Origin of the sequence: Pseudomonas sp. TH06, assembly GCF_016651305.1 — a bacterium.
GTDB lineage: Bacteria > Pseudomonadota > Gammaproteobacteria > Pseudomonadales > Pseudomonadaceae > Aquipseudomonas.
The window spans coordinates 2,139,546-2,153,715 of record NZ_JAEKEC010000001.1; the positions used below are offsets into that span (position 1 = coordinate 2,139,546).

Consider the following 14,170-nt stretch of genomic DNA (forward strand, 5'->3'; position numbering starts at 1 on the left):
TGAAGTGCCAATGCTAGCGGATTAGCGCTTGTTCAGCGCGTCGTAAAGCTCAGGGCGACGGTCGCTGAGGTAGCGATTGGCGGCGCGGGAGTCGACCATCAACTGTCGATCCAGCTCACCGACGATCAGCGCTTCATCGATACCGGCCTGAGCGCTACGGCTGCCGTCCGGTGCGGCGATGCTGCTTTGGCCGCAATAGTGAATGTCGCCTTCGTGGCCACAGTAGTTCGCGTAGGCCACGTAGCACTGGTTTTCGAAGGCGCGGGCGCGCACCGATACATCGGCGATGAAATCGAACGGAATCATGTTCGCCGTTGGCACCAGAATCAGCTCGGCACCCTCGAGGGCGAGACGACGGGCATTTTCCGGAAACTCGAGGTCGTAGCAGATCAGGAACCCGAGCTTCCAGCCGTTCAGTTCAACCACCGGAAAGTCACCTTCGCCGGGGCTGAACATTGAACGATCAAGATCGCCGAACAGATGCGTCTTGCGGTAATTGCACAGGCGCTCGCCGTTCGAGTCGATCAACTGCACGGCGTTGTAAATCTGTCCGTCGGCGGTGCGCTCGGGATAGCCGTAGAGGATCGCCAGGCCGGCAGCCTTGGCGATCCGGCCGATTTGCTGCGCCCATTCGCCGTTGTAGACCTCGGCCAATGTGCTGACCGCTTCGGCGCCGATGTTGTAGCCGGTCATGAACATCTCCGGCAGCACCAAAAGGTCGGCGCCCTTGGCCTCCATCGCCAGTTGATGCAGGCGTTGCAGGTTGGCGGCGGGGTCCAGTGGCAGCGGTGGACATTGGTAAAGGGCTACACGCATCAGGGATTCCTCTTACTCGGGCAGGGCGATAGGGCCGATGTCTTTGAACACATCACCCGGGCCCGGGTTCGCTTTATGTGTAGAACCGCCGAAGTGCTTCATGATCCCCCACACCGCATTGAGCGAAGTCTGCACCGCGCCTTCGACCCACGCCGGAGTCCACGACACGTCGTCGCCGGCGATGAAAATCCCGCGCTGCTCGGCCGGCATGTCGTCCTGCATGAAGTGTGCGTACATGCGCTGGTTGTAGCGGTAGTGGCCGGGCAAGGCACCCTTGAATGCACCGAGGAAATACGGATCGGCTTCCCACGACACGGTGATCGGATCGCCAATGATCCGCGCAGCGATGTCGACTTTCGGGTAGATCTTTTTCAACGCATTCAGCGCCAGTTCAACGCGTTTTTCTACCGGGTGCGGCAGCATCTTCAGCGCGTCGCTCATCCACGAGTACGACAGGCAGATCACGCCCGGCTTGTCGTCGCCGTTGTCGAACAGGTAAGTGCCACGGGTCAGGCGGTCGGTGAGGGTCATGCTCATCAGGTCGCGGCCGGTTTCCGGATCCTTGTCCTTCCAGAATGGCCGGTCGACCATCACGAAGGTTTTCGACGACTGCATGTAGCGGGTGCGGTCGAGTGCCATCCACATCTTCTGCGAGAACAGAGTTTCGTCGCATTCGATCTGGGTGGTCAGCAGCCAGCTCTGGCAAGTGGTCAGCACGGCAGCGTATTCGCGGGTGTCGCCGTTGTTGTCGGTGACGGCGAAGCGGCCATCCGGCGCGTGGGCGATTTTCTTCACACCGGAACGCGGCGCGCCACGGTGCAGAGATTTCAGGCTGGTGCCTTGCGGCCAGTGCACGCAGCGTTCAGGTACATGGCGCCAGATGCCTTGTGGGACTTGCTCGACACCGCCGACCACCAGATGCTGGTGATCGTCGCAGTTAGTCATCACCACGCGGAAAATTTCCAGCATCGAGTTGGGGAAGTCCGAGTCCCAGCCGCCGGTACCGAAACCGACCTGACCGAACACTTCGCGGTGATGGAACGACAGTTTGGCGAAGGCTTCCGAGGTGGCGACGAAGTCGTAGAACGTGCGGTCGTCCCACAGCGGCACCAAGGTGTTCCACAGCTCTTTGAGGCGTGGTACGTCACGGTCGCGAATCGCTTGCTGGATGTCGGAGAACTGCGAACCGGCCTCCAGCGCATCCGCCCAGGCGTCAGCCACTTCCTGGAACAGTGCAGGAAGATCCGCCAGTTTCTGTGCGTAATGGGTTTTCCCTTCCAGGTCGATCACCGTGCTGCCGGAGGCTGGCGTGAGCGGGTTCGGGAAAGGTTTGGTCTCAAGCCCGAGCTTGTCGACGTAGTGATAGAACGCGGTGGACGACACCGGGAAGCGCATGCCACCGAGTTCGGCGACGATGCCATCGGTGCCGTTGAACGCCTGCGAGCGCAGACGGCCACCCAGCTTGGAGGCCTCGTAAACCACCGGTTTCAGGCCAAGCTTCATCAACTCGTAAGCGGCCACCAGCCCGGCGATGCCGGCGCCGACAATCGCCACTTCAGCGCCGTGATGGTGTTCAGGAATGCTGCCGAGGCCCGCCGGGTGTTCGATCCAGTCGTCAAAAGCGAACGGAAAGTCCGGGCCGAAAATGGTGACTGGTTTATTACCGTCTGCAGGATGGCGATTGTTCTTGTTCATGGCTGACCTTGCTGGCGACCCGACGCGGTATGCGCGTCTGAGTATAGGAAAAGATGCCAGCCATTCTAGGGAGCGTAGAACACGTTAATAAGACTCAAAGTGTCGTCGTTTTGATAATTAATTAAGCAGAGTGACGATGCTTGACTTCACTTCGATCACTGTGGGAGCGGGCTTGCCCGCGATGAGGCCTTCATATTCAACCGAGAAATCCCGGTGAGAAAACTCAAACCGGCTGCCCCCGATCAATCTTGCTACTCAAAATGATCGACGTAGTGGTCTTCTCCACCCCATCCACGCTGCCAATCTGATCCAGCAACTGATCCAGCTGTTCCGGCGAGTCCGTGCGCAACCACGCCACATAATCAAATTCGCCACTCACCGCACACAGTTGCTGCACTTGCGCCATCGCACTCAAACGGCGCAACACCTCTTTGCCGGAGCGCGGCTGAACTTTGATTCCGACATACGCCTGCAGCCCGCCATCGACCACACGCTGACCCAGACGCACGCCATAACCGGTGATGACTTTGGCCTTTTCCAGCCGGGCCAACCGCGAAGTCACCGTGGTGCGCGCAATGCCCAATTGCCGGGCGAGCATGGCCACGCTCTCGCGGGCGTTGATCTGCAGGGCCGCGATCAACTGGCGGTCGATTTCATCGAGTGCGGGGGGGCGGGTGTCTGGCAAGGGCAACTCCTTTGGCGCGGATCAGTGGTTTTTGCATGTTACAGGCTCAATAGCGAGGACGCTGCGGAAGGTCGTGCTCATGTTCGGCACTCAGTGGCACTTCGTGGGCGACGAATTTTCTTCCGCGCGCAGGCAATCTCATGAATGAAAAAGCCCACGCAAAAAAAACCGCCCTTCACGGGCGGTTCAGCATGTGCAGCGGGCGTTGGTTTTTCTCTACGCGCTGGTAGTTATAAGCGTTCTGCCAGCGAATTTGTAGAGTCCAGATGCGGTTCGTCGCGCAGCAACTTGACGCGCCAATCTGTCATCGAACTGTTGTCGATATCCAGACGCTTGAGCCACTGATCTGCTGACCATCCGACCAACCTCAATTCACCCATGTGACTGTTGCCATGCAGCGACCCGACAGACTCGTAGCGAACGGGTTTCAGCAAGTGGTTAATCAGCACATAGGGAGCCGGCTTCAGATCTTCGGCATCGCCGGCGATGTAGGGGTGGGCGCCTGACTGGATGATCACACCTTCGTTGTAGGTATAAAACGCGAAGTGGCTGGCGGGTAGTTGTGCTCGCAGAGCTTCCAGGCCGCCGGCTGACTCCAGGCGTTCATTATCTAAAAGCGTGAGCCAACTGACTGTTTTGATCTTGGCTTGTTTGAAGGTTTTACGACCCGACAGCAAAAACGCGGAGCCTACATCCAGCCCTGGCATACGCGCGGCCATGAAGGCCTCCGTGGGCTGATTGTCATCCTGATTTCCGACAGACAGATTGAACGCATGGCCTGCGTAGCCTTGCTGTGGGTTTATCCGGCGTGCGAATCCATAGAACAGTTTCAAGAAACTCAGCGGATTTTGTTCCTGGAACAACAGCGGTACCGAAAACTCCAGTACACCAATATTGTTGCCCATGTTGGCTTGCCAGGCACGGGGGCCCAAAACACTGAAAAGCCATGGGCTGGCATCTTGGGATTGTTTGCCACTGGTGTAATGGACACTCAGAAAATCGTTCTCCCCCATGGGGCCCATAATTGCGCGCAGATTACGCGCCTGGGCGTATGGGGTGACACGCTCCCCTTGAGGCGGGTTGTCACGCATGAGCCACGTCAAGTGACCATCGGCCAATAGCTGGAACTCGTCAAAGCACTTACACAGTGCCTCTCTAACCAAGGGCGTATGGGCATCCTTGAAATATAGCGTTGCGCGTAAACAAAGAACGGCGCCGATATAGTCCTCCGGGCCACCTTTCATCAGCAAGTTGCCCGGTATCTCCAATACATGGGGCTGTTTGATCAACTCTGCAGCCATGTTGAATGGTTGTTCCATGGGTTACTCCGTTAACTTAATACGCGGGCAGCATGGGGCGCGAGCGTCCTCGGGTCACCACGAACAGGATGGCGCTAGCGATTCCAGCCGCCCACCCCAGCTCTTCATTCGGGATTCTGGATGTCTGCTCTTCCTGATCGCAGTCACAATCTTTGGGCCCCATTATCACTACCTTCTGCTCACTGCCAGCGATCCTCTCGTAAGCCTGAGCCTGCTCGGGATCTTCCTTGTCGGGGGGAAACTTCATCTCCACCAATACCTTGATGTTTGATTGGGTCGGCACACCGCTCGGGTTATTCAGTACCAGCACATCGGGTCGGCGAATCATGCCAGTGTCAGCCTCGAACGGTGGATGATCCGGGTCCAGATGCCAGTACTTCCTGATCCAGCCCGGAATCCAGCCATGCGGTTGAGTACCTGTCTGGCTATCCATGATCGGCTGTGGAGGGTCTTTGGTCATGTCGTAACTGACTTCCGGCTTATAGGGGCTTCGCCCTTGCAGAATTTCGTCCAGTTCGAGCAGACGCTGAGCTACGCAGGCCTGTTTGAGGCTTTTCTTGCCGTCTGTGCTGATGTTCGGCTTGGTGCGGCAATAACACATCGCCGAGCAAAGTACCTTCCGGTCTCGCGGATCGAGTTTGGGCTCCAGGACGCTGACAGGGTTCATCTGACCATCTGGTTTCATGCCACCTTGGGATACTGACGGTTCAGTCATTGCTTTCACCAGGCACGAGGTCGATGTGAAGGGTTTGCGGCGATTTATCCTTGACCCAACAAGTCATGCCCTCGGAATCAGTAGTGTCGAAGAGGCTGGTGCCAGAGGAGGACCACACTTTGACCTTGCGGCCAGCCATGGGCTTGCCTGTTTCCTGGTTGATCAGTTGAAAGCGCCCGGAGAACGGTGCGGGTAGAGACGGGATCGGGATGAAAGGGGCGGGAGTATGCGTGTCGCCGATGATGATTGTGCTCGCACCTTGAATGACCGGCGCACCATGGTCGGTGACACTGCCAAGCATGGCGGCGGGTTGGCCATTGATGAAAACAGTAGAGGACACTCCTGAAACAATGTGGCCGCCGCAAGCGGTGGCGTCGTTCATTCGTGCGGCCTGCAGGCCTTCGAATATGACATCCGGTGAACCCGAAACGATGGGGTTTGTTCCATGCCCGGGCAAAGGGCAGGCGGTCGGATCGGTAACGCGTGCAGCAGGTTTACCACTCATTTTGCGAATCCTTGCAAAAGGGCGATTGCGGCGCAACGTTCGGCAGGCCTCAAGTCCGATTGCCGCAAGTGAGCCAGTATCAACTGTCGCGAAGCAACTGCCAGGGCCGCGCTTTGGTTAAAGGCCGCCCTCATGGAAGCAGAAGCCCTCGCCTTTTAGCAAATGCGTTTTACTGGTGGAGTGCGACTGCTGGCTCACTTGTGTAGGGATGAGGTGTCGGTCGCAGTATCTGGACGGATTATGGACGGAACGCGTTTTTTGCAATCCGGTTGGCCGATTTTTCAAATGCCAGAAACGACGAAAGCCACGTAATACGTGGCTTTCAAAGTGGTGGGCCCACACGGACTTGAACCGTGGACCAAAGGATTATGAGTCCTCTGCTCTAACCAACTGAGCTATAGGCCCTCAGTAGGCCGCGGATTATAGCGATGGTTTCTCGGCTGTGCTATCCGAATAATCCGATACGGTTACACGAAGAAACGTTGCCGCGAACTCTTCCGGCGGTAAAGGCAGGCTGACGATGTAGCCCTGGATCTGTTCGCAGCCTTCGGCGGCGAGGAATTGTTGTTGTGCCTGGGTTTCCACGCCCTCGGCAATCACAGTGAATTGCATGCTCCGGCCCAGCGCGATGATGGCGCGCACAATCGCCGCGTCGTGGGGGTCGTCGGGCAGTCCGCGGACGAAAGACTGGTCGATTTTGAGGATGTCCAGCGGCAGGCGCTTGAGGTAGCTGAGTGAGGAATAACCTGTGCCGAAGTCATCGATTGCCAGTTGTACGCCAAGGTGTTTGAGTTGGTGCAGCACCGCCAGCGCCTCTTCGGCCTGACTCATGATGAAATTCTCGGTAATTTCCAGTTGCAGTAAATCGGGCCTCAGGCGGTTTTCCTTGAGCAGTTGCTCGATACGTCCGAGCAGGTTCGGCTGACGCAGTTGCGCGCCTGCGAGGTTGACGGACAGCGGCCCAAGGCTGTCGTAGACCTGACTCCACTCGAACATTTGTCGGCATGCGGTCTCCAGCACCCAGTCGCCGATCTGCAGGATCATGCCGTTTTCTTCGGCCAGTGGAATGAAGTGCTCCGGTGGCACCTCGCCAAAGGTCGGGTGCCGCCAGCGGATCAGTGCTTCGGCACCGACCAGACTGTGATCGTCGAGGCTGATTTTCGGTTGGTAGTAGAGGAACAGTTCATCGCGTTCGATCGCCCGACGCAGTTCGTGCTCCAGTGCCACGCGTTCGATGGCCTGTGCGGTGAGGTCGCGGGTGTAGCTTTCGACCCGGTTGCGGCCCTTGGCTTTGGAGCGGTACATCGCCGCGTCGGCGTTTTTTACCAAAGTGGCCACGTCGCAGCCGTCGCGCGGGTAGAGGCTGGTGCCGATGCTGGCACTGATGAAAAATTCGTGTTCGCCGGCCTGGAAGGGCGCGCCGAAGCAATTGAGCAGTTTCAGCGCGATGTTATCGGCGTCGCTGGCCTGCTGCAGGCCGGGCAACAGAATGATGAACTCATCACCACCCAGGCGGGCGACGGTGTCGATGTCGCGCAGCTGTTCTTTCAGGCGCACCGCGATGCCTTTGAGCAGCAGGTCGCCGACCGGATGACCAAGGCTGTCGTTGATGTGTTTGAAGCGATCGAGGTCGAGAAACAGCACGGCACCCTGGCCGCCGTTTTCTTGCTGACTGTTCAGCGCCATCAACAAACGGCTTTCGAATAGCGTCCGGTTGGGCAGGCCCGTGAGCGGGTCATGGTGAGCCTGATAGTCGAGTTTGGCCTGGGCGTGCTTGAGGCTGGAGATGTCGGCAAACACGGCGACAAAGTGGGTGATGAACTTGTCGCGGTTGCGCACGGCGCTGATGGTCAGCCAGCTTGGGTACAGCTCGCCGTTCTTGCGTCGATTGGATATCTCGCCTTGCCAGTGACCTTCGTCGGTCAACTGGTGCCACATCGCCGCATAAAACGCGCTGTCGTGCAGGCCGGAGGCGAGCAGGCGCGGGGTGTGGCCGAGGGCTTCGCTTTCGGTGTAGCCGGTGATCTCGGTGAAAGCCCGGTTGACGGCGCTGATGTGCTGCTGGGTGTCGGTGATCAACACGCCTTCTGCAGTGCTTTCGAATACCGTCGCGGCCTGTTGCAGCTTTTCCTGCATCAGATGACGTTCGGTGATGTCGCGGGCGATGGTCAGCATGCAGTCTTCGTCGCCAATCGGTAGCGGCCGGGCGGATACTTCGCAGAGGCGGATCTGCCCGTCGCTACGGCGAATATGGCAGCTGAAATCGCGGACGAAACCGTCACGGTGCAGCAGGTCGAGCATCTGTTTGCGTTCGTTGAGGTTGACCCAGATCCCCAGGTCCAGCGCCGAGCGATCGACCGACATGGCACTGTTGAACCCGGTGATGCGGCTGAAGCCTTCGTTGACCTCCAGTAGCAAACCGTCGCTCTGGCGCGACAGCAGCAGGCCGTCCGGTGAGGCATGAAAGGCCTTGGCAAACTTCTCTTCCGAGGTTTGCAGTTGCTGCTGGGTTTCCTTGAGTTGAGTGATGTCGCGCACTACCACCACCAGCGCTGGCGTGGTGTCGAGGTCGAAGGGTTCGGCGGAAATCAGGCCGGTAAACACCTGACCGTTGTTGCGGCGAAAGGGCATCTCCAGGTTACGGATGCTGCCGGCCTGCAAACGCTGCAGCAGGCCCGGGCCCACGCCGGGAATGCCCCAGATGTTCAGCTCGGTGGCTGTCTGGCCGATGATCTCTTCTGCTTTCAGTCCGATCTGTTCCTCGAAGGCTTCGTTGACCTCCAGCAGGCAGCCGTCGGACAGGCGCGCGATCACCAGAATGTCCGGGCATTGCTGGAAGACCGAGGCGAATTTCTGCTCCGATAGCCGCAACGCTTCTTCGGTGCGCTTGGTTTCGCTGATGTCGATCATCAACCCGCGCATCACGGGCTCATGGCCGTGCTCGATCAGGCTGACAATATCGCGTACCCACAAGCAGCGACCATCGGCGGTGATTACCCGGTAATCGAGGCTGTGATCGCGTCCGGCCAGCACTTCGTGGTCGCAGAAGCTTTGAGCGCGGGTCAGGTCGGCTGGATGGATGATGTTGCGCCAGAACCCCGGAATCAACCAATGCGACAGTGGATAACCGAGCAGATCTTCAGCATGAGGCGAGACGTAGCTGTAGGTGAAGTCGCTCATCCGCGCTTCCCAGGCGATGGCCGACAGGCTCTCTACCAGGCCGCGGTAGTGATACTCGCTGCTGCGCAGTTCCTGTTCGAGGTCGATGCGTCGGGCAATTTCCGAACTCAAGCGCCGGTTGATGCGGATGACCACTGCCAGAATAATCATCAGCAGGAGCAGGCCGGGCAGGCCGTAGATCAACAGATCTGACCACAATGTCCGATGATCGAGGACGTTGCCCACCCAGTGTTCCTGGATGCTGCTGATTTCGTCTGGGCTCATGTCGGCCAGGACTTTGTCCAGAATTCCCACCAGCATTTTGTTTTCGCGCGGCACGCCCATTGCCAATTGATAGCGGTAAGGCGTTTCACCGCTGACATACAGGCCATCGAGCTTGAGCTGGCGCAGGCTCCAGACGCTGGAGGCGAGGTCGCCGACCACGGCGTCCACTTCGTCGGTCGCGAGCGCCTGCAGTGCCGAGCTGACGTTGGGCATGGCGACCAGATTCAGGTCTGGATGGTTCGTGCGCAGGAGTTCGTGCGGCGCGTAGTTTTCCACCACGGCGATTTTCAGACCGTACAGATCTTCGAGTTTGCGCGGTTGGGCGCCGCCGACGTGGGCCAGAATGACGATCGGGAAGTCGAGATAGGGACGAGTGAATGACAGGTAGCTCTGGCGTTCCGGGGTGGACATGATGCCCGGCAGCAGGTCGATCTTGCCTGCTTTGACCTGCTCCAGCACCACCGTCCAGCTCACCGGCTCAATGGGTGTGAGTTTGATCGCCAGCCGTTGGCGAATCACATCGATATAGTCCGCCGCGAGCCCCTGATAACGAGCCTGATCATCGCGAAACTCGAAGGGCGGCCACGACGCGTCAACACCCAGGCGCAAGTCCGGATGAGCCGCCAGCCAGCTACGTTCTTCATCGGTCAGAGTCAGCGCGTCAGCCGTTGCGGTCCAGATCATCAGTGACAGCAAAAAAAGCACGGACGCCAATCTGGGCATAACGCTCTCGTTATGGCTCGGGGATGATTGTTTCGAGTGTAGACGGGGTATGCGGGGGAGGGGCGTTGCGAGGAATTTAATCTGCCATATAAACAAAACCCCCGGCCTGGGCCGGGGGTTCTGGTATCACTCGTCGAGGAAGGAGCGCAAATGCTCGCTTCGCGTCGGGTGGCGCAGCTTGCGCAGCGCCTTGGCTTCGATCTGACGGATCCGCTCACGCGTTACGTCAAACTGTTTGCCCACTTCTTCGAGCGTATGGTCGGTGTTCATGTCGATACCGAAACGCATGCGCAGTACTTTGGCTTCACGGGCAGTGAGGCCGGACAGCACTTCGCGAGTCGCTTCTTTCAGGCTCTCAACAGTGGCGACATCGATTGGCGACTGCATGGTCGAGTCTTCGATGAAGTCACCCAGATGGGAGTCTTCGTCATCACCGATCGGGGTTTCCATGGAGATCGGCTCTTTAGCGATCTTCAATACCTTGCGGATCTTGTCCTCAGGCATTTCCATGCGTTCGCCCAGCTCTTCCGGGGTCGGTTCGCGACCCATTTCCTGCAACATCTGCCGGGAAATGCGGTTGAGCTTGTTGATCGTCTCGATCATGTGCACCGGAATACGGATGGTGCGGGCCTGGTCGGCGATCGAGCGAGTGATCGCCTGACGGATCCACCAAGTGGCATAAGTCGAGAACTTGTAACCACGACGGTATTCGAACTTGTCCACCGCTTTCATCAGGCCGATGTTGCCTTCCTGGATCAGATCGAGGAATTGCAGGCCGCGGTTGGTGTACTTCTTGGCGATCGAGATCACCAGACGCAAGTTGGCTTCAACCATCTCTTTCTTCGCGCGGCGGGCCTTGGCCTCACCGATCGACATGCGACGGTTGATGTCCTTGATTTCCGCGATGGTCAGACCGGTCTCGGTTTCCAGTGCAATCAGCTTCTGCTGGCAACGGATGATGTCCGGCTGAACACGGCCAATGGCTTCGGCGTACTTGCTCTTGCCTTTGGCCAGGGCGTCGGACCAGCTTTCGTCGACTTCGTTACCCGGGAACTGACGCAGGAAATCAGTGCGTGGCATACGTGCATCACGTACGCACAGTTGCATGATCGCGCGCTCTTGCTGACGCAGACGATCCAGGGCGCCGCGAACACGCTCGACCAGGCCTTCGAATTGCTTCGGTACCAGTTTGATCGGCATGAACAGCTCGGCCAATGCCAGCAACTCGGCAATCGCTGCCTTGTTGTTGCGACCGTGCTTTTTCAGCGCCTTGCGAGTGATCTCCATCTGATCGGACACAGCGCCGAAACGCTGGGCAGCGATGACCGGATCCGGACCACTTTCGGCTTCTTCTTCGTCATCGGAAGATTCGGCTTCTTCGTCGTCGGTGTCGTCGTCGGCTTTCGCCGCTTTCGCTTCGATCGGCGGCGGCACTTCGGCAGGCGGCGCAATGCCGTCGTCCGGGTCGATATAACCGCTCAGGACGTCGGACAGGCGACCACCCTCGGTGGTGACGCGAGTGTACTCGGAGAGAATATGGTCGACCGTGCCAGGGAAGTGCGCGATTGCGCTCATCACTTCACGGATGCCTTCTTCGATACGTTTGGCGATTTCGATTTCGCCTTCACGAGTCAGAAGCTCGACCGTACCCATCTCACGCATGTACATGCGCACCGGGTCAGTGGTGCGACCGATATCGGTCTCCACCGCTGCCAACGCAGCGGCTGCTTCTTCCGCAGCGGCCTCGTCGGTATCGGCGTCGGCCAACATAAGGGCGTCCGCATCCGGAGCACTCTCGTGTACGGGGATCCCCATGTCGTTAATCATGCGGATGATGTCTTCCACCTGCTCCGGATCTGAAATATCCTCGGGCAGGTGGTCGTTGACCTCGGCGTAAGTCAGATACTTCTGCTCACGACCCAGTTTGATCAACTCAATAATACGAGACTGCTGTTGCGCTTTTCCGGACATAACACCCTATCCACTGAAGGTCTTGGCGGGCAAAAAACAAGCCGAGGATTATACCTGAGCTATGACCTCACGCGCCAGTTGAGGTCGGGTTTGATGCGGAAACATTGCGACTTAGAAGGTCGCGCAGTTGATTTTTCTCTTCCAGGCTCAGTTCGCTTTGACGCGCTTTCCTGAGCAGTTGTTCCAGATTTCGCTCGCGTTGGCGGGCTGACAAGCTAGTAATGGTGTCGAAAAACTGTTGTTCAAGGTTATCTCCGTCAATCAGCCATTCCTTTTCTGCCAGTGCCTTGAGCAATCGACCCTGTTCAGTGCCGTGCCATCGCGCGATCAATTGAAATGAGTTTAGCTTGGGATTCTTCTGTACGGCTTCGAGCAACGCCACAAGCAGCTGGGCGTTGGTCTGATTTTCGTCCGCAATGTGCCCGGCATCTTCGACGCGCTCGGCCAGTTGCGGGTGATGAAGCAGTGTGCGCAGGGCGGTCAGGGTCGGTGACTCGACGCCGATTGGCGTTCGTGGGCGTTGCTGATCACGATCGCCGCCGCGCTTGCCGTTCTTGTCCCAGGGTTTCTTGTCCCACTTCTTGCCGCCGGCACCGGGTTTCTTCGGAGTCCATTCCTGCTGCGGCACATACATGTCCTGTGCCTGCGGCTGATGGTAGTCGCTGTAGTCCGGCATTGCGTCGTAATCGATGCCCGGATCGTAGGCGGGCGGCGCTTCCTGCGGCGCACTTTGCGCGAGCTGACTGACGGTCTCGCTGCTCAGGCCGGTAATTTCGGTCAGGCGCTGGCGCATCAGGATGCGCAGGTTGGCGCCCGGCACTTTGTCGATCAACGGTGCGGCGAGGGTGGCCATGTGGGCCTTGCCTTCGAGCGAGCGCGGGTCAGCTTCTTCCGTCAGTTGCTGGAAAAAGTAATCTGCCAATGGCTGCGCGTGCTGATTGATTCGCGCCTTGAACGCGTCAGTGCCCTCGGCGCGCACCAGGGTATCCGGGTCTTCGCCTTCGGGCAGAAACAGGAAGCGCGCACGGCGGCCGTCCTGCAGGCTTGAAAGTGTTGCTTCCAGTGCGCGCCACGCCGCATTGCGGCCGGCCTGGTCGCCGTCGAAGCAGAACAATACGTTCGGGACGACCCGGAACAGGCGCTTCAAGTGTTCTTCGCTGGTCGCGGTGCCCAGTGTCGCGACGGCATTCTTCAAGCCTTGCTGGGCAAGGGCGATGACGTCCATATAACCTTCAACGACGATGATTTCATCGAGGTTGCGGTTGTTCTTGCGCGCTTCATAAAGGCCGTAGAGTTCCTGGCCTTTATGGAATACCGGGGTTTCCGGTGAGTTCAGGTATTTCGGCTTGTCGTCGCCCAGTACGCGACCGCCGAAAGCGATGATGCGCCCCCGGGTATCGCGGATCGGGAACATCACGCGATCGCGAAAGCGGTCATAGCGTTTGCCGGTTTCGGCGTTTTCGATCAGCAGGCCGGCATCAATCATGGCTTTTTGCTGAAGCGTGTCGCTGCTCAAGTGTTTGAACAGGTTGTCCCAGCCGGGCGGAGCAAAGCCGAGGCCGAAATCCCGGGCGATCTCGCCAGTCAGGCCGCGGCCTTTCAGATAGTCCACCGCGGCTTTGCGCGATGGATGGCTCTTGAGTGCCTGACGATAAAAGTCGGCGGCAGCGGTGAGCAGCGGATACAGTGGCGAATCTGTCGGCTGGCGCGGTTTGTGGGCGCGGCCGCTTTCTTCGCGGGGGATTTCCATGCCGGCGGCCTTCGCCAGATCTTCGACTGCCTGGGGGAAATCCAGGTTGTCGTGATCCATGAGGAAGCCGAGGGCGTTGCCGCCAGCGCCGCAACCGAAACAGTAGTAGAACTGTTTGTCGGGACTGACGCTGAAGGACGGGGTTTTTTCTTTGTGAAACGGGCAACAGGCGGTGTAGTTCTTGCCGGCCTTCTTCAATTGCACGCGCGAGCTGACCACGTCGACGATGTCGGTGCGGTTCAGCAGGTCGTCAATGAAGCTCTGGGGAATCAGCCCGGCCATGGCGTTCTCGTCGTCTGCGCTGTGAATAGTCCGAAACGAAGGGCTGTCGGACGCGGGTCGTTACTGTAGGCGCGCAAAAAATGCGGCTCGACCGGTGTCGTCTGCGTGATCGCTGTCGGGAAGTGTATCTGCCGAAAATCCACTGACGTTAGTACTCATCAGCCTTCGACTATTTGAAAGTGTTGCGCTGAATCCGCTGACGGCCGGTTAAGGGCCTCGGATAGCTCAATAAAGCGGGCACGCATTCAGGTGCCTTGGGCTGATC

General features: G+C 58.5%; 9 protein-coding genes and 1 tRNA gene. All 10 read right to left on the minus strand.

Features of this window, described 5'->3' with window-relative positions:
- Window positions 1-21: 21 nt before the first annotated feature.
- Entirely contained in the window at window positions 22-816 is a 795-nt protein-coding gene (locus JFT86_RS09565; RefSeq protein WP_201236562.1) for a carbon-nitrogen hydrolase family protein, read from the minus strand.
- Between the two features lie 12 nt (window positions 817-828).
- The gene (locus tag JFT86_RS09570) at window positions 829-2,511 is read right to left on the minus strand and encodes an NAD(P)/FAD-dependent oxidoreductase (RefSeq protein ID WP_201236563.1); all 1,683 of its coding nucleotides are present in this window, start codon (window positions 2,509-2,511) and stop codon (window positions 829-831) included.
- Between the two features lie 223 nt (window positions 2,512-2,734).
- Window positions 2,735-3,196 (minus strand): Lrp/AsnC family transcriptional regulator, encoded by a 462-nt coding sequence (locus tag JFT86_RS09575; protein WP_007966501.1) that lies wholly within the window; start codon window positions 3,194-3,196, stop codon window positions 2,735-2,737.
- A 230-nt stretch (window positions 3,197-3,426) separates the two neighbouring features.
- Window positions 3,427-4,515, minus strand: coding sequence for a DUF3396 domain-containing protein (locus tag JFT86_RS09580; protein ID WP_201231498.1), 1,089 nt, complete (start codon window positions 4,513-4,515; stop codon window positions 3,427-3,429).
- A gap of 16 nt (window positions 4,516-4,531) precedes the next feature.
- Complete coding sequence (locus JFT86_RS09585) at window positions 4,532-5,230, minus strand: VRR-NUC domain-containing protein (RefSeq protein WP_201236564.1); 699 nt, start codon at window positions 5,228-5,230, stop codon at window positions 4,532-4,534.
- On the minus strand, window positions 5,223-5,735 hold the full coding sequence (locus JFT86_RS09590) for a PAAR domain-containing protein (protein WP_201231497.1): 513 nt from the start codon (window positions 5,733-5,735) through the stop codon (window positions 5,223-5,225). The genes JFT86_RS09585 and JFT86_RS09590 overlap by 8 nt, the downstream gene beginning before the upstream one ends.
- 328 nt (window positions 5,736-6,063) lie before the next feature.
- Window positions 6,064-6,140: transfer RNA gene (locus JFT86_RS09595), tRNA-Ile, on the minus strand.
- A gap of 15 nt (window positions 6,141-6,155) precedes the next feature.
- Window positions 6,156-9,902, minus strand: a complete 3,747-nt coding sequence (locus JFT86_RS09600; protein WP_201236565.1) for a bifunctional diguanylate cyclase/phosphodiesterase — start codon at window positions 9,900-9,902, stop codon at window positions 6,156-6,158.
- Window positions 9,903-10,028: 126 nt separating this feature from the next.
- Window positions 10,029-11,873 carry an RNA polymerase sigma factor RpoD gene (rpoD, locus tag JFT86_RS09605; RefSeq protein ID WP_201236566.1) on the minus strand — a complete coding sequence of 615 codons (1,845 nt, stop codon included), beginning with the start codon at window positions 11,871-11,873 and terminating at the stop codon, window positions 10,029-10,031.
- 67 nt (window positions 11,874-11,940) lie between these two features.
- Window positions 11,941-13,905 carry a DNA primase gene (gene dnaG / locus JFT86_RS09610; protein WP_201236567.1) on the minus strand — a complete coding sequence of 655 codons (1,965 nt, stop codon included), beginning with the start codon at window positions 13,903-13,905 and terminating at the stop codon, window positions 11,941-11,943.
- Window positions 13,906-14,170 lie beyond the last annotated feature (265 nt).

Excerpts from the sequence above, each read along its gene's own strand:
- JFT86_RS09565 (WP_201236562.1), bottom strand. The coding sequence starts at position 816 with ATGCGTGTAGCCCTTTACCAATGTCCACCGCTGCCACTGGACCCCGCC.
- JFT86_RS09585 (WP_201236564.1), bottom strand. The coding sequence starts at position 5,230 with ATGACTGAACCGTCAGTATCCCAAGGTGGCATGAAACCAGATGGTCAG.
- JFT86_RS09590 (WP_201231497.1), bottom strand. The coding sequence starts at position 5,735 with ATGAGTGGTAAACCTGCTGCACGCGTTACCGATCCGACCGCCTGCCCT.
- rpoD (WP_201236566.1), bottom strand. The coding sequence starts at position 11,873 with ATGTCCGGAAAAGCGCAACAGCAGTCTCGTATTATTGAGTTGATCAAA.
- dnaG (WP_201236567.1), bottom strand. The coding sequence starts at position 13,905 with ATGGCCGGGCTGATTCCCCAGAGCTTCATTGACGACCTGCTGAACCGC.
- JFT86_RS09570 (WP_201236563.1), bottom strand. The coding sequence starts at position 2,511 with ATGAACAAGAACAATCGCCATCCTGCAGACGGTAATAAACCAGTCACC.
- JFT86_RS09580 (WP_201231498.1), bottom strand. The coding sequence starts at position 4,515 with ATGGAACAACCATTCAACATGGCTGCAGAGTTGATCAAACAGCCCCAT.
- JFT86_RS09600 (WP_201236565.1), bottom strand. The coding sequence starts at position 9,902 with ATGCCCAGATTGGCGTCCGTGCTTTTTTTGCTGTCACTGATGATCTGG.